This is a genomic window from Bradyrhizobium sp. WSM2254 (assembly GCF_000472645.1).
Taxonomy (GTDB): domain Bacteria; phylum Pseudomonadota; class Alphaproteobacteria; order Rhizobiales; family Xanthobacteraceae; genus Bradyrhizobium; species Bradyrhizobium niftali.
Map to the genome: position 1 here is coordinate 54,848 of NZ_AXAB01000050.1, position 17,773 is coordinate 72,620.

At 65.1% G+C, this 17,773-nt stretch carries 13 protein-coding genes; 3 read left to right on the plus strand and 10 right to left on the minus strand.

Features of this window, described 5'->3' with window-relative positions; translation table 11 throughout:
* Positions 1–104: 104 nt before the first annotated feature.
* Together iaaH and A3M7_RS0131235 are read right to left on the minus strand one after the other, a co-directional pair.
* Positions 105–1,526 (minus strand): indoleacetamide hydrolase, encoded by a 1,422-nt coding sequence (gene iaaH, locus A3M7_RS0131230; protein WP_027547459.1) that lies wholly within the window; start codon positions 1,524–1,526, stop codon positions 105–107.
* A gap of 76 nt (positions 1,527–1,602) precedes the next feature.
* Positions 1,603–5,052: an indolepyruvate ferredoxin oxidoreductase family protein gene (locus tag A3M7_RS0131235; RefSeq protein ID WP_027547460.1), complete on the minus strand. Its 3,450-nt coding sequence runs from the start codon at positions 5,050–5,052 to the stop codon at positions 1,603–1,605.
* A 153-nt stretch (positions 5,053–5,205) separates the two neighbouring features.
* On the opposite strand from A3M7_RS0131235, the gene A3M7_RS0131240 reads away from it, so the two are divergent.
* Positions 5,206–5,661 carry an Lrp/AsnC family transcriptional regulator gene (locus A3M7_RS0131240; protein ID WP_027547461.1) on the plus strand — a complete coding sequence of 152 codons (456 nt, stop codon included), beginning with the start codon at positions 5,206–5,208 and terminating at the stop codon, positions 5,659–5,661.
* A 14-nt stretch (positions 5,662–5,675) separates the two neighbouring features.
* On the opposite strand, the gene A3M7_RS0131245 is transcribed toward A3M7_RS0131240, so the two are convergent.
* From A3M7_RS0131245 to A3M7_RS49950, 3 genes are all read right to left on the minus strand, one after another.
* Positions 5,676–6,515 carry a hypothetical protein gene (locus tag A3M7_RS0131245; protein ID WP_027547462.1) on the minus strand — a complete coding sequence of 280 codons (840 nt, stop codon included), beginning with the start codon at positions 6,513–6,515 and terminating at the stop codon, positions 5,676–5,678.
* 70 nt (positions 6,516–6,585) lie between these two features.
* Entirely contained in the window at positions 6,586–7,089 is a 504-nt protein-coding gene (locus A3M7_RS0131250) for a hypothetical protein (RefSeq protein ID WP_027547463.1), read from the minus strand.
* Positions 7,090–7,161: 72 nt separating this feature from the next.
* Positions 7,162–7,446 carry a hypothetical protein gene (locus tag A3M7_RS49950; RefSeq protein WP_027547464.1) on the minus strand — a complete coding sequence of 95 codons (285 nt, stop codon included), beginning with the start codon at positions 7,444–7,446 and terminating at the stop codon, positions 7,162–7,164.
* A 223-nt stretch (positions 7,447–7,669) separates the two neighbouring features.
* On the opposite strand from A3M7_RS49950, the gene A3M7_RS0131260 reads away from it, so the two are divergent.
* The gene (locus tag A3M7_RS0131260) at positions 7,670–8,590 is read left to right on the plus strand and encodes a LysR family transcriptional regulator (protein ID WP_027547465.1); all 921 of its coding nucleotides are present in this window, start codon (positions 7,670–7,672) and stop codon (positions 8,588–8,590) included.
* Here the strand turns inward: A3M7_RS0131260 and A3M7_RS0131265 are convergent.
* Genes A3M7_RS0131265 through A3M7_RS0131275 form a run of 3 tightly spaced genes read right to left on the minus strand, consistent with a single transcriptional unit; the run spans position 8,573 to position 11,833 of the window.
* Positions 8,573–9,376: a fumarylacetoacetate hydrolase family protein gene (locus A3M7_RS0131265; protein WP_027547466.1), complete on the minus strand. Its 804-nt coding sequence runs from the start codon at positions 9,374–9,376 to the stop codon at positions 8,573–8,575. The genes A3M7_RS0131260 and A3M7_RS0131265 overlap by 18 nt on opposite strands.
* Positions 9,377–9,391: 15 nt before the next feature.
* A complete protein-coding gene (locus A3M7_RS0131270; RefSeq protein ID WP_027547467.1) occupies positions 9,392–10,759 on the minus strand; it encodes an LLM class flavin-dependent oxidoreductase in 1,368 nt (455 codons plus the stop codon).
* A 21-nt stretch (positions 10,760–10,780) separates the two neighbouring features.
* On the minus strand, positions 10,781–11,833 hold the full coding sequence (locus A3M7_RS0131275) for an Ldh family oxidoreductase (protein WP_027547468.1): 1,053 nt from the start codon (positions 11,831–11,833) through the stop codon (positions 10,781–10,783).
* Positions 11,834–12,137: 304 nt separating this feature from the next.
* Between A3M7_RS0131275 and A3M7_RS0131280 the strand changes: the two genes are divergently transcribed.
* Positions 12,138–16,253, plus strand: a complete 4,116-nt coding sequence (locus A3M7_RS0131280) for a GAF domain-containing protein (RefSeq protein ID WP_027547469.1) — start codon at positions 12,138–12,140, stop codon at positions 16,251–16,253.
* On the opposite strand, the gene A3M7_RS0131285 is transcribed toward A3M7_RS0131280, so the two are convergent.
* Positions 16,227–16,568, minus strand: a complete 342-nt coding sequence (locus A3M7_RS0131285) for a hypothetical protein (RefSeq protein ID WP_027547470.1) — start codon at positions 16,566–16,568, stop codon at positions 16,227–16,229. The two genes, A3M7_RS0131280 and A3M7_RS0131285, sit on opposite strands and share 27 nt — an antisense overlap.
* 230 nt (positions 16,569–16,798) lie before the next feature.
* Positions 16,799–17,773 (minus strand): UDP-glucose 4-epimerase GalE (gene galE, locus A3M7_RS0131290; RefSeq protein ID WP_027547471.1); only part of this gene is annotated, 975 nt, incomplete at its 5' end.

Consider the following 17,773-nt stretch of genomic DNA (forward strand, 5'->3'; position numbering starts at 1 on the left):
GGAACGCGCGTCTCGAAGGATGAAAGGCCCGGGTCGTGGCCTCGCCCTTCGAGACGCTTGCTTCGCAAGCTCCTCAGGGTGAGGAGATAGATGTGTGCTTGCCTCTAGCGGGACGGAGGTGGCAGCCGCCCGAATACCTTGTCCAGTGCCATGCCGATCGCAAGCAACCGGCGATCGCTGCCTGCCGAGCCGTCCAGTTCGAGGCCTACAGGCAATTTGCTCGTGGCGCCGAGCGCGATCGGAAGTTGGATGCCGGGAATGCCGGCATTGCTGCCGGGATCGGTGTTCTGGATGAACAGGCCGAAATTTTCGAGACTGCTGGAGTCGGGATTTGAGGAAATGGCAACGCGCGGCGTGGTCGGGAAGGCGATAGCGTCGAGCTTGTTCCCGGAAAACGTGTCGCTGTAGAGCGCCTGCAGCGCAGGCCGGGCGGTCCTGATCGCCGCGTCATAGATCGGCTTGGCGTCGTGCAGCGTGTTGTCGGGGCCGGGCAGTTTGCGCGGGATGACGAGACCATCATACGTGCCCTTCACGTCGGGGCTGGCGATCTCCTTAGCCAGCGCCTCGATGCTGAGGCCGGTGCCGGTGTGCGCGAGATAGGCGACCATGTCGTCATAGGCTTCGTACAGCGCGACGGGAAAGCCGACCTGACCGTTGAGCCCGGCAAGCTGCGGCATCTCGATCTCGACCACCGTGACGCCCTGCGCCTTCATTGCCGCGACGGCCGCCTGGAATGCGGCCTCGGTGTCGGCATCGAGATTGGTCAGCATCGACCTCACGATGCCGATCCGCACCTGCTTCAAGTCGGCCGGGGCGATCTCGTCACCGCCCGCGATGACGCGGTCGAGCAGCGCGACATCGGCGATGGTCGCGGCCATCGGCCCTGCGGTGTCGCGGGTGTGCGAGATCGGCGCAATGCCCTCTTGCGGATAGCGGCCGACGGTCGGGCGCAGCGAGGCGCATCCGTTCAGCGCCGCCGGCACCCGGACCGATCCGCCCGTGTCCGTACCAAGCCCGCCCGCGACGATCCGCGCCCCGAGCGCGGCACCCGTGCCTGACGAGGAGCCGCCCGCGATGAGCGCGCGATCATAGGCGTTGCGCACGCCGAACTCGGCGCCGGTCTTGAATGCGGTGTTGTAGCCGGAGATGCCGAAGGCGAGCTCGTGCATGCTGGTCTTGCCGATGATGATTGCGCCGGCGGCGCGCAGCCTTGCTGCGACCGGCGCATCGGTCTTCGGCACGTAATCCTTCAGCGCGGGCGTGCCGGCACTGCAGGGAAGCCCGGCCACCTCGATATTGTCCTTGATCACGATGGGAACGCCGCCGAGCGGCTTGCTCCGGTCGGCGCTTGCGTCGAATGCAGCTGCGGCCTTCAGGGCGCCGGCCTCGTCCAGGGTGACGAAGGCGTTGAGATCCGTGTTGGCTTTGGCGCGGGCAAGAGCTTCCGAAGTGAGCGCAGTGCTCGTGACTTTCCCGGCGCTAAGATCGGCCGCGGCCTGGGTCAGGGTCAACTGGTCGAAATCCATGATGCGTCACCCGATTGCCGGGCTCCATCAGGGAGCCCCCTCGAATTCGGTAGGCTGAAGCCTCGCTGGCATCACGTCAACCGTGGGCGCGCATCTTTGCTGGCGATGCCGCGATCACATCGGCGAGAAGCCGTTCGACCTCCGGCTTCACCTTCGCGACCGCGGTGTCCTTGACCGGGCCGTAGCCACGGATATCCATCGGAGCCTTGGCGATCGCAATGAAATCGGGCAGGCGCGCCGCGTCGAATTCGCGGAGCATCCGTTCGATCACACCCTCATACCAGGAGATGAGCTCGCGCTCGGTCCGCCGCTCGGCGGTGTAGCCGAACGGATCGAGCGGCGTCCCGCGCAGTAGCTTGAGCCGCGCGAGCATGGCAAGCGGCATCTGGATCCACTGGCCGAAAGCGCGCTTGCGCGGACGGCCGCGGGCGTCGCGTTCGGACGGCAGGAACGGCGGCGCGAGGTGATACTGGACGCTGAAACCGTCCTCGAACTCGCGCTTCAACTCGTCGAGGAAGCCGCTCTGCATGTGCAGGCGCGCCACCTCGTACTCGTCCTTGTAGGCCATCAGCTTGAATAGCGCGCGAGCGACGGCCTCGGTCATCGCATCGCTGTCCAGGTTGGCTTCGGCACTGCGGACGCTTGCGACGATCGTCCGGTAGCGTGCCGCATAGGCCGCGTTTTGATAGGCGGTGAGGAAGTCGGCGCGGCGGGCGATGAGCTGGTCGAGCGTCTCGGCTTTGGGTCTGTCGTCCGCCTTCGGCAACAAGTCCGGATCGGCAGCGGCGATCCGGCCCCAGGCAAAGGCCTGCTTGTTGCGTTCGACTGTGACGCCGTTGAGCTCGATCGCGCGCAGCAGCGCTTGCAGCGAGATGGGGATCAGTCCGTGCTGCCAGGCAAAGCCGAGCATGATGATGTTGGCATAGACGGCATCGCCGAGCAGCTGTTCGGCCAGCGCGTTGGCGTTGATGGTGTCGAGATTGTCGTTGCCGATGACCTGCCGGATCGCGCGCAGGCGGGCGGGCGAGGCGAGGTCCGCGTCGCGGAAGCGGACGACGTCGCCGGTCGGCATCTCCGCCGTGTTGATTGCAGCGCGCGTACCGCGGCGATAGGTGCCGGACGCCTTTGGCGCCGAGCTGACGACGAGGTCGCAGCCGATCAGCGCGTCGGCGGCGCCCTGGTCGATGCGGACCTGGTGCAGCGCCTCGGGCGAGGCGGCAAGGCGGATATAGCTCAGCACCGGGCCAAACTTCTGCGCAAAGCCGGTGAAGTCGAGGACCGAGACGCCACGTCGTTCGAGATGCGCGGCCATACCGATCAGCGCGCCGACGGTGATCACGCCGGTGCCGCCGACGCCCGTTACCAGCAGGTCGTAGGGACGGTCGAGCGTTGTGGGAGCGGGCAGGGGAAGCGCAGCCGCGCGGCCGACCGCGTCGATCTCGCTCGCGCTCTTCTTCCGGCGCGTCGCGCCTTCGACGGTGACAAAGCTCGGGCAAAACCCGTTGAGGCAGGAAAAATCCTTGTTGCAGGCCGACAGGTTGATCTGCCGCTTGCGGCCGAACGGCGTCTCCTTCGGCTCGACGCTGAGGCAGTTGGATTCGACCGAGCAGTCGCCGCAGCCCTCGCAGACGAGATCGTTGATGTAGGCAAAGCGCTTGGGATCGGCCATCTGCCCGCGCTTGCGGCGGCGTCGCTTCTCGGTGGCGCAGGTCTGCTGGTAGATCAGGACGGAGACGCCGGTGATCTCGCGCAGCTCGCGCTGCACAGGGTCCATTTCCTCGCGCCGATGGATGGTCACGCCGATGGGCAGGTCCGCCGGCGAAAACTGCGCGGGATCGTCCGACACCAGCGCGATGCGCGCCACCCCTTCAGCGCGGACGCTATGCGCGATGGCATGGACGCTGATGGGGCCGTCAACCGGCTGGCCGCCGGTCATGGCGACGGCGTCGTTGAACAGGATCTTGTAGGTGATGTTGGCCTTGGCGGCGATCGCCTGCCGGATCGCCATCGAGCCCGAATGATAGTAGGTGCCTTCGCCGAGATTCTGGAAGATATGCTTGTTGCCGGTGAATTTCGACGACGCCGCCCAGTTCACGCCCTCGCCGCCCATCTGGATCAGCGACGACGTCTCGCGGTCCATCCAGCTCGCCATGAAGTGGCAGCCGATGCCGGCCAGCGCCTTCGATCCCTCAGGTACCTTTGTCGATGTGTTGTGTGGGCAGCCCGAGCAGAAATAGGGCGTGCGTGTCGCGCCGCTGACATTGATCGTGCGCGCGGCTTCAGGCATCAAGGCGGCCGCGCGTGCGGCGAGATTGAGGCCCGGAAACATCGGATCGAGCCGGCGGGCGAGCACGCCAGCCAGCGCACGCGGCGACAGTTCGCCGATCCAGGAGATCAGCCGCGCCCCTCGCTCGTCGTGCTTGCCGACCATGCGCTCGGGCTTGGTGCCGGGATAGTCGTAGAAATATTCCTTGAACTGGCTCTCGATGATGCCGCGCTTTTCCTCGACCACGAGAATCTCGCGCTTGCCCTTCACGAAGTCCATCGCGTCATGCAGCGCCAGCGGCCAGACCATGCCGACCTTGTAGACGTCGATGCCGATGCTGCGGCAGGCCGCTTCGTCGAGGCCCATCAGCCGCAACGCTTCCATCAGGTCGAGATGCGCCTTGCCTGTTGTGACGATGCCGTAGGTGGCGTTCGGAATGTCGTAGATGTGGCGGTCGATCGGATTGGCCTTTGCGAAGGCATAGACCGCGTGCTTCTTCGCCTCCAGCCGCTCCTCGATCTGCGGGCCCGGCAGGTCGGGCCAGCGATAGTGCAGGCCGCCCGGCGGCGGCGTGAAGTCGGGTGTGCGGAAGGCGCGCGGCGGGCGCAGTGCGACGGATGCGCCCGATTCCACGATTTCCGAGATCGCCTTGAAGCCGACCCACATGCCGGAGAAGCGGCTCAGCGCGTAGCCATATTCGCCGAACGCCAGATATTCGCCGACATCAGCCGGATGCAGTGTCGGCATGAACCAGCTCATGAAGGCGACGTCGGACTGGTGCGGCATCGACGACGACACGCAGCCATGGTCGTCGCCCGCGACCACCAGCACGCCGCCATGCGGCGAGGAGCCGTAGGCATTGCCGTGCTTGAGCGCATCGCCGGAGCGATCGACGCCGGGGCCCTTGCCGTACCAGAGCCCGAACACGCCATCGACCTCGCGCTCCGCTTGCGTCTCGACCTGTTGCGAGCCGAGCACGGCGGTTGCCGCGAGGTCCTCGTTCACGGCCGGGAGGAATTCGATGCGGTCCCGCTTGAGACGCTCCTGGATGCGCCACAGCTCGAGATCGATGCCGCCGAGCGGCGAGCCGCGATAGCCGGAGATGAAACCCGCGGTGTTGAGACCGCGCATACGGTCGCGCTTCGCCTGGTCGAGCGCGATGCGGACGATGGCCTGCGTACCCGTGAGGAAGACGCGGCCCTCCTCGCGGTCGTAGCGGTCGGGGAGCTCGTAGCTGTCGAGTGACGGAATGGCGTCCATGGCGGACCTCGTGCGGCATCCTGCCTGATGATGGAAGGTTATGCCTGGGAGGCTGGTAGGTCTTACCTATTTTTCCCGCGTAGATCAAAATTTCGGTAGAATTTTGCACAAGACAGTCAAATTTGGTAGATGTTCTCGGCTTGAGAGGCCTCCATGATCGAAGAGCAGGACACGCGAATACTCGCCCATCTTCAGAAGGATGGTCGCGCCACCAATCAGCAACTCGCCGACGAGGTCGGCATGTCCACCTCCGCCTGCTGGCGCAGGGTGCGCGCGCTGGAGGAGAGCGGCGTCATCCAAGGCTATGCGGCGCTGGTCGCACGCGAGCAGGCGGGATTCACGATGTCGGCCATCCTCCACGTCTCGCTGGAGCGACACGACGCGAAGTTCGTCGACGAATTCGTGGCCAGGGTCACGACGCGCCGCGAGGTGCTGGAATGTTTCGCGACCACGGGTGACGCCGACTATCACCTTCGCGTCGTCGTGCAGGACATGACCGCCTACAATAGATTCCTCGACGAGTTCATGTTCCGCATTCCCGGCATCCGTTACGTCCGCAGCAATGTGGTGCTGAAGGAGATCAAGACCGGCGTGGCGCTACCGTTCTGAGACAACAACGGGACTCACACTGCCTCCGCCCGGCTGCGCCGGCGCAGTTGGCGCAGCGACAGTGCATGCAGCAGGATCGAGCTGGGTACGACGAAGGCCGGGGTCAACACGTTCGGAAAGGTATCGACGGCCATGCTCGGGCCATCCGGAACGATCAACTGGAACGGGCCAGGCGACATGGCCATTCCAAGGGCGATCGCGACGGCGAAGTCTGCGAGGCCGAAGAAATTCCAGAAGATCGCTCCTTTCCGCCCCTCGGCCGTCCCGGCCGCCAAGGCAATCGCCACTGGCACGGCGAACAGGCCGGTCAGCACGTCGCCGGTTCCTGCCGGCAATGCCCATAAGCCCGGGAGCGCCCCGCGCAGCCAGTAAGCGAGCCACTGACTGCCGAAGACGCGATAGACCTGAAGGGCGATGAGCCACGTCGTCGGCGTTGCATCGAGCAATTGTCCGACTCGCTTCGATAGCATCAGCACCGGAGTGCCGACGATCACTGGCAGCAGGATCGCCGCGGGAAGCAGCGGCAACGAGGAGGCGCCCGTGCGGAATGCTCCATTGATGGCTGCCGTCCAGGCGAGGGCAGCCCAAAGCGTGAAGGGGACCATGACGACCAGCCAGGTCGCCCGGCGTTGCTCTGGCGTCAACGCGGTGTTTTCGAGCCCGAGCCACAGGCCGACCGCAATGAGCCCATGGGCCAGCAGCCGAACGCCGAGGGCCGGAAAACCGCTCTCCGGAAGTGCGGGGAGCGAGTAGATCACCCAGGTCCACAGGATCGTGAATAGAACGGTCCACATCAGGCCGAGCCGGATGGGAGGCTGGGCCGGGGCGGCAACGGAAGCAGCATCGCTGTTCATCGGCGTTCCCTAGAGAGAGGTCGGTTGTGGCGGACGCACGAGATCGCGGCCAGCCATCTCAGGGGCCATGTCAGGCCGCTTTTTCTTCTGATCCGGACCTCACCAGAATCATGAAGACGAGAACATGGCTGACGAGCAGCAGCGGCACGTAGAGGGCTGGAATATAGATGCCAGCGCCGAAGAGGCCGGGATCCTGGATTTTCGTCACGCCCATGTAGTACGCATTCAAGAGATCCAGCGTGCCCCACACGTTGAACGCCCAGACCACCGGAACGGCGATCGACCATCGCCAGGAGAGTGCCGCGATTGACGCGAGCGCGAGAGAGGCGGCAATGAGATCCCCCCATCCGACCTCCGCGGCGAAAGTCGGGCTCAACTCCGCAGATACGAATCCCGCCACCATGAAATTCATGCCGAAGAACCTGAACGCGTTGAAGGCCGCGAGAAGTCTCAGGGCCTCATAGCGCGGCATGGCGCGGAGTGCCGGCCAGACGTAGATCGAAGCCACCACCGTGCTTGTCAGGAAAGCGCCTGCGACGCTGAGCACGAATGGAAGGTTGAAGCTTTGCGGCACGTTCGGATTCCCTTGTGGTGGCCTGTCCGGCCGGGTGCGGTCGAAGCCGGTCGGTTCGGCGTCGGCGGACGCTCAGGGTTTGGCCATCAGCAGACCGAGCGGCAGCAGCGGACCGACTGCGATGTAGTCGTGGTCCATGAGCGCTTGCCGCGCGAGCGGCAGGCCCTCCATGATCGCGTGTCCCTCGGCGACATCCCTGACATTCAACAGGAATACGGCGCCCCGCCCGTCGGATCGCGAATACCATTCGCGAACCGTCCCGTTGAGATAGAGCTGCACGGTCTGCCTGATTTCATCGGGCATGACGGCCATGATCTGATCTCGGGTGACGCCCGCCTTGACGGTCAGGATGACCATGACTCCGGTTGTCGGCGATGTGGATTGCGTTTGGGCAAGGGAAGGATCGGCCATGGAGATTGCGCCTGTGAATATGAGGGTGACTGCGAAGACGACGTTGCGGATTGTCTTCATCGATTTCATTTCTCCGATCGCGGCGGTTGCCGCAGCGGCACGGCTCATTTGCAATTCGGATGTAAAGCTGCTTTCCGCGAGTTACTATTCGCGATAATGTTGATGGGCCATGAAGCAGAACTTCACAGTCAGGCACGGCGCGCTGGACGGCGTGGAGGCGTTCCTGAGTGTCGCCCACCATCGCAGTTTCCGCCGAGCGGCAGCTGAACTCGGGGTCACGCCATCGGCCATCAGTCAGGCGATACGCGCGCTCGAGGCGCGCGTTGGCGCCGCGCTCTTCATCCGCACGACCCGCAGTGTCGGTTTGACCGAAGCCGGCGAAAGATTCCTGGCGCGCGCCAGACCCGCCTTCGAGGAGCTCGTCGCGGCAAGCGGGGCGGCGCGCGAACTCGGACAGCGACCGGCCGGGCTCCTGCGTCTCACCGTACCGCGCTCCGTCGTGCCGATCCTGCTGGAGCCGCTGATTGCGTCGTTCTGCCGGGCATTTCCCGAGATTGAGGTGGAGCTTGCCGCAAGCGAAGAACTGGTCGACCTCGCAGCCGGAGGTTTTGACGCCGGCATCAGGTTGGGCCAGTTCATCGCCCCCGACATGGTCGCGGTGCGCCTGACGAATCCGCTACCGCTCATTATCCTCGGCAGCCCGGCTTACCTTGCCCGCCGCGGTCGGCCCGAGCGGCCAGACGATCTGCGTGAGCACGCGTGCTTGAGGTTGCGACGATCGAACGGTGCGCTCGCGTCATGGTCGCTCGACGACAACGGTCGTTCGATCGAGATCGTGGTTTCGGGACCTTTCATCGCCAACGACTTCCCGACGATGCTCGGAGCCGCGATCGAAGGTGTGGGTCTTGCGCAAGTGCCCGCACCCCTGGCCACCGGTGCCATGGCGGCGGGAAAGCTCGTTCCCGTCCTGGAGCAATTCGCGCCGATGACACCGGGCGTGTTCCTGTACTATCCCGGTCACCGACAAATCATGCCGAAGTTGCGGGCCTTTATCGATCATGTGAAGGGCCGCTCAGGCGGCACGGGCTGATCTGCCGTCCTCCCGCACGAACCGATTGCGCAGCGTGCCGATGCCGGTGATGTCGATCTCCACGACATCGCCATGCTTGATGTCCGGCGAGGCGCCGTCGGTGCCCATCCAGATCACATCGCCGGGCCATAACGTGAAATACTTGGTCAGCTCGACCAGGAACGGCACCACGCCGAAGATCATGTCGTTGGTGTGGAAGCGGTTGGTCTCCTTGCCGTTGACCCTGACGATCGTCTGCATCCTGGCGAGATCGGCCTCGGTCTCGATCCACGGGCCCATCGGCTTGAACGTGTCGGCGTTCTTCGAGCGCCACAGGCTGCGGTCCGCCTTCTGCCAGCTGCGCTCGCTGACGTCGTTGCCGATGGTGTAGCCGAACACGCAATCCATCGCGTTCTGCTTGGTGAGATGCTTGACCTTCTTGCCGATGACGACGACGAGCTCGCCCTCGTAGTGGATCCTGTCCGTCGCGAAAGAGGGGATCACGACCTCCTCGTCATGCGCGATCAGCGCGTTTTGCGCGCGATAGCCGATCTCGGGCCGGTCAGGCACGGCCGGCACCTCGCCGCGCTTGTCGGCGGCCTCCTTCAGGTGCTTCAAATAGTTGAGGCCGACGCAATAGAAGGTGCGCGGGATCAGCGGCAGCTCGATCTTGACGTCGCTAAGCGGATGCGTGCGCGAGGTGCGCTGCCATTCGCCGAAGGGATCGCCGTCGACTGCGATGACCTGGTCGTCTTCAACGATCCCCCAGGAGGTTTTGTCCGAGGCGGTGAATTTCAGCCAGCGCATGTGGTGTCCTCGTTGTTATTCTGCAGCATCGCGCGGCTGCACCTTCCAGGCACCGGCAGCGGGCCGCCTCAAGCCGAGATTTTCCCGCAGCGTCTTGCCGCGATAGTCCTTCTGGAACAAGCCGCGGCGCTGCAATTCCGGCACGATATGGCGCACAAAATCGGCGTAGGAGCCGGGCACGTAGGTCGCCGCGATGACAAAGCCGTCGCAGCCACGCTCGACGAACATTTCTTCGAGCTTGTCCGCGATCTCCTTGGGGCCGCCGACCATCGCGTCCTGCACCTGGCCGCGGCCGGAGAAGGTGACGAAATCGCGCGCGCTCGGATTGCTCTTGCCCGAATTCTTCAGCACGCCGTCGCGGATGCCCAGAATGCCCTGCATGCTCTTCAGCTCTTCCGTCGTCAGCGGCTCGTCGAGGTCCTTGGAGGCAAAATCGTAATTGAGCGCTTCGGCGAGCAGCGACAGCGCGTCGATCTGGAGCGGCAGCTTGTTGATCAGCGCCATCTTGTCTTCGGCTTCGGTCCTGGTCGCGCCGCAGACCGGCGTCGTCAGGTTGCAGAGAAGCATCTGGTCGGGATCGCGGCCGGCTTTGGCGGCTTCGTTGCGCACGGCCGCATAACCCTCCCTGGCCGCGGCGAGGTTGCGCGCGGCGGTGAAGATCACCTCGCCCCAGCGACCGGCAAAGCGCTGGCCGCGGCCGGACGCGCCGGCCTGGATGATGACAGGATGGCCCTGTTGCGAGCGCGGCACGGTGAACGGCCCGCGCGACTTGAAGGCCGCTCCCTTGTGATCGAGCCGCTTCACCTTGGCCGGATCGGCAAAGCGGCCGCTCGTCTTGTCCATGATGAGCGCGCCGTCCTCCCAGGTGTCCCAATGGCCGAGCACGACCTCCATGAACTCGTCGGCGCGGTCGTAGCGGGAATCATGTTCGGGATGGGAGTCCCGGCCCATGTTGAGCGCCTCGCCGTCATTGAGCGAGGTGACGACGTTCCAGCCCGCGCGCCCGCCGGACATCAAATCGAGGGTTGCGAAGCGGCGCGCGACGTCGAAGGGCTCGTAATAAGTGGTCGAGCAGGTCGCGCCAAGGCCGAGCTTGTCGGTGACCAGGCCCATCGTGGTCAGCACGATCAGCGGATCCATCTTCACGCAGCGGATGCCGTATTCGACGGTGTGGGCGTGGTCGTTGCCGTAGCGGTCAGGCATCGCCAGGCGGTCGTCGAAGAAGGCCATGTGAAACTTGCCGGCTTCGAGGATCCTGGCGATCTCCTGATAATAGTCCGCCGACATCGAATCGTCGCGCGAGTCCGGATGCCGCCAGGAGCTCGGCAAATTGGTGCAGTTTTGCGCCTGGAGGAAGCCGACCAGTACCATCTGCCGCGTCATGCTGCTGTTCTCCGAATTCCGTCAGGCCAGGTCGAGCACCGTGTCGAGCCGGTACTCCCGCGCCAGCGTGCGCAGCTTCTCCCAGGTGGCATCCTCGACCTCGATGCCGTCACGCAGCCGCTGCTGCGCACGCACGCCTTCGATCTCGCCGGGATAGTAGACGCCCGTGCTGCCCTCGGAGGGCGGGGTCGATTTCAGATAGCGCGCGAATTCGGCGACCTCGCGCTTGAACTCCTTCAGCGGGCGGAACGCGGCGACGTTGAACACCGCCATGAAGCAGCCGTCATTGTGCCGCCCCGTTGGCTCGACGCCGAAGCCGAGACCGGTGAGCAGGCCGCACAGCACCTCGACCATGGCAGCGAGCCCGCTGCCCTTGTAGCCCTCGGTGCCGCCGAGCGGCAGCAGTGCGCCGCCCTTGCGGTATTGGGTCGGGTCAGTGGTGTGCCGTCCCTCGGCATCGATGATCCATCCTGCCGGGATCTCCTCGCCGCGGGCCACGGCGAGCTGGATCTTGCCGGCGGCGACCGCCGAGGTCGCCATGTCCAGGTAGAACGGCGCGTCGAGATCGGACGGCACCGCGATCGAGATCGGGTTGGTGCCGAGCCGCGCCTCCTTGCCGCCGAACGGCGCCACGTGCTTCGGCGAGCGGCCGGAGTCCGCCGTTGCAATCCCGATCATGCCTTCGCGCATCGCCATCAGCGGATAAGCGGCGAGGCGGCCGACATGGCTCTGCCGGAACACGGTGCAGGCGGCGACATTCGCCGTCTTCGCCTTCTCGATCGTCAGCGCCATCGCTTTGGCGTTGACGTGGAAACCAAATCCCCAATGGCCGTCGATCACGGTCGTGGTCGGCGATTCCTGGACGATGGTCCATTTGGCACCGGGAACGATGTGCCCGGCCTTGATGCGGTCGATATAGGTGGGAACCGCGATCACACCGTGGGAGTCGTGGCCGGCGAGATTGGCGTTGACGCAGCCGGTCGCGACCGCATCGGCCTCTTCCTGGGAAGCTCCGGCCGCCTGGAGCAGTGCGGCGCTGATGCGTGTGAGGCGGTCGGCCCTGACGATCGGCATGGCGTCTCCCCGGTCATCGCCCTTGTCATGACATCCGGCGGGCGGTTGTTGGGGCCATCGTCTCAAAGCGCTGGACCGATATCAATCTCCCGTAAACCAATACAGGGCTGCAAATTCGTAAAGAGCGCGCGCCCTTGGTCGAAGATTCGTCCCGGGTGGCGGTATTTTCGGTAGTTTGGCGGAGGTCGTTCGCAGCTCGTTCACTTTGATCGACGGTTTGCAGCCCGCAATAACGACCGTTTAGGCGATGGCCGTTCATAAAGTACCCGGGAAAATTAGGCAGAAATGCCCGGGAGCTGAGATCGTGCCGACGACACTCGCGCGCACCTTTGCGGCGCTGAGCGCCATCAACGAAGCGATCCTCTACGCAGAATCGCCGGACGAGCTGTACCAGAAGGTCTGCGACGCCGGGTTTGCGAGCGGAGACTTTTTGGCCGTGGCCGTGTTCCTGGCGGGACCGGACGGCCGGCGGCTCTGCTTTGCGGCCGGCTGTGGCGACGACATCCCGCGGCTGCGCTCGATCGAGATCACCACGGACGCCGGCACACCCGAAGGATCGGGCGTCGGCGGCGAAGCATTTCGCGATCAGAGGCTGTGCGTCAGCAACGACTATCTGAACGATCCGCGCTCGCTGGCGTGGCGCGAGGGCGCTGCCCGGGCCCACATAGGCGCGGCCGCGGCGCTGCCGCTGCTCTGCAACGGCAAGAGTGTCGGCGTGCTGTACGTGACCCGCAGCGAAGCCGGCTCGTTGAACGAGCAGATGGTGTCGCTGTTCGAGCGCATGTCGGCCAACATCTCCTATGCCCTCGACAATTTCGCGCGCGAGACCGCGCGGCAGACCGGCGAGCGGGCGATGCGGCGGCTCAACCGCATGTTCGGCGCTATCAGCGCCACCAACGAGGCCATTCTCCGCGCCAAGACCGAGCAGGAGCTCTACCAGCTCGTGTGCGACGCCTCCGTGCATGGCGGCAAGTCGCTTGCGACCATCGTCCTGCTCCGCGACCCGGATTCTCATTGGATGAGGCCGGTGGCCTCAACCGGACAAAACCTCGAACTGGTCACCCAGGCGCGCTATTCGATCGATCCGGAAAATCCCTACGGCAAGGGCATCTCCGGCGAGGTGTTCCGGACGCAGAAAGCCATCGTCGAGGACGATCTCGCCAGCCGTACCCGGGGAACGCCGTGGGAGCAGGCCAACGTCAACACCGGTGTTGCCGCCTGCGTGGTCGCACCGCTGATCAAGCACGGCGAGAGCGTCGGCGTGCTCCTGTCCTTCGTCGGCAGGTCATGGGCCAAGGACGAGGAAGTCGTCGCGCTGCTGCTGCGCATGGCGGAGAACGTCTCGTTCGCGATCGAGAATTTCGGCCGGGAGGCCGACAAGGCCAGGATCGCGGCGGAGGAAGAGCGCCTGGCACGCATGTATGCGGCGCTCAGCGCCACCAACGAGGCGATCCTGCGCGCGCGATCGCGATCTGAGCTGTTCGACCTCGTCTGCGAGGCGACCGTGCATGGCGCGAAATTCGTCTCGACCACGATCTTCGTGGCCGATCATGAAGCTGAGCTGCTCCGTGTCGCGTCGAGTTATGGACCGCATGCGGATGATTTACGCCGCTACACCTTCGCCACGTCCGACAAGGTACCGGAAGGGCGAGGGTTGACCGGAATGGCCTTCCGAACCTGCCAGACCCAGGTCAGCAACGACCTCCTGGCGGACGATCGCATCAAGCCATGGCATGAAAGCGCACGTCGCGCCGGCATACATTCTTCTGCTGCCTTGCCGTTGCTGAACGGCAACCGGGTCGACGGGGTCTTCCTCTTCAATGCCGCGGAGCGCGACACGTTCACTCCCGAATTCGTCGAGCTGCTCGAGCGATTGCAGGCGAACGTCGCTTTCGCGCTGGAAAATTTCGATCGCGCGGAGGAGAAGGCGCGGGCCGACAAGCAGCGGAGCCGCCTGAGCGGCATGTTCGAGGCGCTGAGCGCGACCAACGAAGCCATCATGCGCGCCAAGACGCGGAAGGAACTGTTCGAGGTCGCGTGCCAGGCGGCCGTGCTGGGCGACGTGTTCGCCTCGGCGACGATAGGCATCATGGACGAAAAGCGTGAGCTCGTTCGCGTCGTCGCGGGGAAGGGACGACTGCAGGGCCGAATGGTCGGACGTACCTGCGTTGTTTCCGCCGATCATCCCGAGGGCCAGGGCATCATCGGAATCTCGGTGCGGACCCGCCGGCCCAGTGTCATCAACGACTATTTGAACGACACGCGATCGTCGTACTGGCACACCAAGGCGACCGAGGATGGAACCCGGGCTGCTGCCAGCTTCCCGCTGATGCGGGCTGGCCAGGAGCCGATCGGCATTCTGCTTTTCCTCGCACCGGAAGAGAATACGTTCACGCCCGATCTGGTCGAACTGCTCGGACGCCTGGCTGAAAACGTCTCCTTCGCGCTCGACAATTTCGACCGGGCCGAGGAAAAGGCCCGCACCGAGGCGCAGAAGGAACGCCTGACGCGCATGTTCGCGGCGCTGAGCGCGACCAACGAGGCGATCATGCGGGCGAAATCCCGCGCCGAGCTGTTCGACCTCGTCTGCCTCGCGGCATCGAACGGCGCCAAGTTCACCTCGACGACGATCGCGCTGGCCAGGGCCGACAGCGACCAGCTCGAGATCGTGGCCGCGGCCGGGCCGTCCGCCGACACCACGCGCAACATCCGCCTCTCCATCGACCCCGAGCGTCCCGAGGGGCGCGGAATGAGCGGCACGGCATTCCGCACGCGCCAGCCCTGCATCAGCAACGACTATCTCAACGACGACCGCGTCCGGGTCTTCCATGCCGCCGTCCGCGGCGACGGCGCACGGTCGGGCGCGGCGTTTCCGCTCATCGTGCACGATCAGGCCGTCGGCGTCATGATCTACATGTCGACCGAGCCGGGCACCTTCACGTCCGAGTTCGTCGAGCTGTTGCAGCGCCTCGCCGACAACGTCTCCTTCGCGATGGAGAATTTCGATCGCGCCGACGAGAAGAACAAGGCGGACGAGCGGATCGAGTATCTCGCCTCGCACGACAGCCTGACCAACCTGCCGAACCGCGAGACCTTCAACGGGCTGCTGCGCAAGGCGATCGACGCGGCGCAGCACCACGACCACCGCTTTGCGGTGCTGTTCATCGATCTCGACCGCTTCAAGGTCATTAACGATTCGCTCGGCCACGAGGCCGGCGACCTGCTCCTGCTCGAGGTCGCCGACCGCCTCCGCAACGCGCTGCGGGCAAGCGACGTGGTGGCGCGGCTCGGCGGCGACGAGTTCGTGGTGATCCTCGACCAGCGCGGCGAGATCGACGACGTCCAGCGGATCGCGACCGGGTTGCTCGCGGCGCTCGCCAAGCCCATGGAGCTGGCCGGCCACGAATGTCACACCACAGCCTCGATCGGCATCGCGATGTATCCGGCCAACGGCTCCGACGCGCAGACGCTGACCAAGAACGCCGACATGGCGATGTATCTCGCCAAGGAGGACGGCAAGAACGGCTACCGCTTCTTCTCCAAGGAAGTGAAGACGCAATCGATCGAGCGGCTCTCGCTCGAAAGCGCGCTGCGCCGGGCGCTGGAGCGCGAGCAGTTTTCGCTGAACTACCAGCCCAAGGTGGACATGGAGACCGGCCAGATCACCGGCGTGGAAGCGTTGCTGCGCTGGACGCACCCGAATCTCGGCAGCATCTCGCCGGCGCAGTTCATTCCGCTTGCGGAAGAGACCGGGCTGATCGTGCCGATCGGCCGCTGGGTGGTGAAAGAGGCCTGTGCGCAGGCCATGGCCTGGCAGCGCCGTGGCCTGTTGCCGGTGTCGATGGCGGTCAACCTGTCGCCGCGGCAGTTTGTCGACGAACATCTGCTGCAGGACGTCGACGAGGCGCTGGCGGCCTCCGGCATGTCGCCGGTGCTGCTCCAGCTCGAGGTCACCGAGAGCATGATGATGCGCAATGTCGGTCGCGCGCTGAAAGTGCTCGACGCCATCCAGAGCCGCGGCATCCGCCTCGCCATCGACGATTTCGGCACCGGCTATTCGTCGATGTCGCTGATGAAGCACTTCCCGATCGACACCATCAAGATCGACCGCTCCTTCGTGCGTGACCTGCCGCAGGATTCGGAGGACCAGGCGATCGCGCAGGCGATCATCAGCATGGGCAAGGCGCTCGGCATGACCGTCGTCGCCGAGGGCGTCGAGAACGCCGAGCAGGAGGCGTTCCTGCGCACCCATGGCTGCGACGAGATGCAGGGCTTCCTGATCTCGAAGCCGCTGCCGGCGCGGCAGATGGCCGAGCTGCTGCGGCCGATGGTCCTGCCGGTTGCACCGCCGCTCCAGCCCGAGCCGGATCCGGTTGCCACCGAAGCTGCGGCGCTACGGCTGAAACGCGCTGTCGTCTGACGGCTGCGGGTGCAATTCGCGGACCTCGTGATCCGTGCCTTCGGCCTTGCTCGGAAAATCCTGCGGTTCCGTCAGCGAGGTCTGCTCGACGAACAGCGCGAGTATCGTGCGCGCACCGTCGGCGAAGCTCGCGCCTTCGTTCAAGCCGAGCTCGGAGCACCAGGCGGCGCTCATCGGCTCCTGGTCGTCGACCACCGCCATGGCAGGCCCCCACCACCAGGCAGGCGCAGGCGAGCGCTCGTCCTCGGGCACGACATGCCAGCGAACGAACTCATCCATCACGCGCTCGAACTCCAGGCGTGCAGCCTGATGCATGCGGTCGATACTCCCGGAATCCGCGCCCGACGACAGGCCGACGCGCGGATTTGATCGTGGCCTTGACGCTCGGAAAAAGCTGGCTCGCGCCAAATTGGCCGAGCCATGCATGCCGACATCATCGTCGGCGATGCCTGAATGCGGCCGTCAGCGATACGCCAACGGCGGCGGCGAACAGCCATTCTAGCCGTTTGCAGGCACGGCAGGCAAGGTACGGGTGTTACGGTTGCCTAACGCGACCTGAACGGATGCGCCTTCTGGTGCCAGGCCCAGGCGGTGCGGATGACCGTCGGCAGGTCGGAATGGCGCGGCACGAAGTTAAGAACTTTTCGTGCGGCGGAGGGGTCGGCGACCAGATAGGTGGGATCGCCGGCGCGGCGCGGCTTGACGGTGTGCGGCACCTCGCGCCCGGTCTCCTGCCTGATGGCGCCCAGGATCTCGCGCACCGAAAAGCCGGAGCCGGTGCCGAGATTGAAGCTGCCGCCGGCATGTCCTTGTTCCAGCAGCTTCAGTGCCGCGAGATGCGCGGCGGCGAGGTCGGTGACATGGATGTAGTCGCGGATCGCGGTGCCGTCGGGCGTGTCGTAGTCGTCGCCGAACACAGCGAAATCGACATGGCCCTGGAGCGCCATCATGGCGCGCGGAATGAGATGGGTCTCGTTGTCGCGCAGTTCGCCGATGCCGCCGGCCGGATCGGCGCCGCTGGCGTTGAAATAGCGCAGGCAGAACGCGCCGAAGCCATAGGCCGCGCGATAATCGGCGAGCATTCGCTCGATCATCCATTTCGACGCGCCATAGGGATTGATCGGCGCGCAGGGGAAGTCTTCCGGCAGCTCCTTGGAATCGGCATTGCCGTAGACGGCGCCGGTCGAGGAGAACACGATGCGATGGCAATCTGCGTTGCGCATTGCCTGGAGCAGCGACAGCGTGCCCTGCAAATTGTTGATGTAGTACTTCTGCGGGTCGGTCATGGATTCGCCGACGAGGCTCGCCGCCGCGAAATGCATCACCGCCGTGATCTTGTNATCGGCGAAGGCGCGCGCCAGCGCTGCGCCGTCGAGAAGGTCGCCGGTCACCAGGGGGCCGGCAACGAAGCTGCGATGACCTGTCGAGAGATTGTCATAAACGACGGGCTGATAGCCGGCGGCGGCCAGGGCGCGGCAGGCATGCGAGCCAATATAGCCCGCGCCCCCTGTGACGAGGAC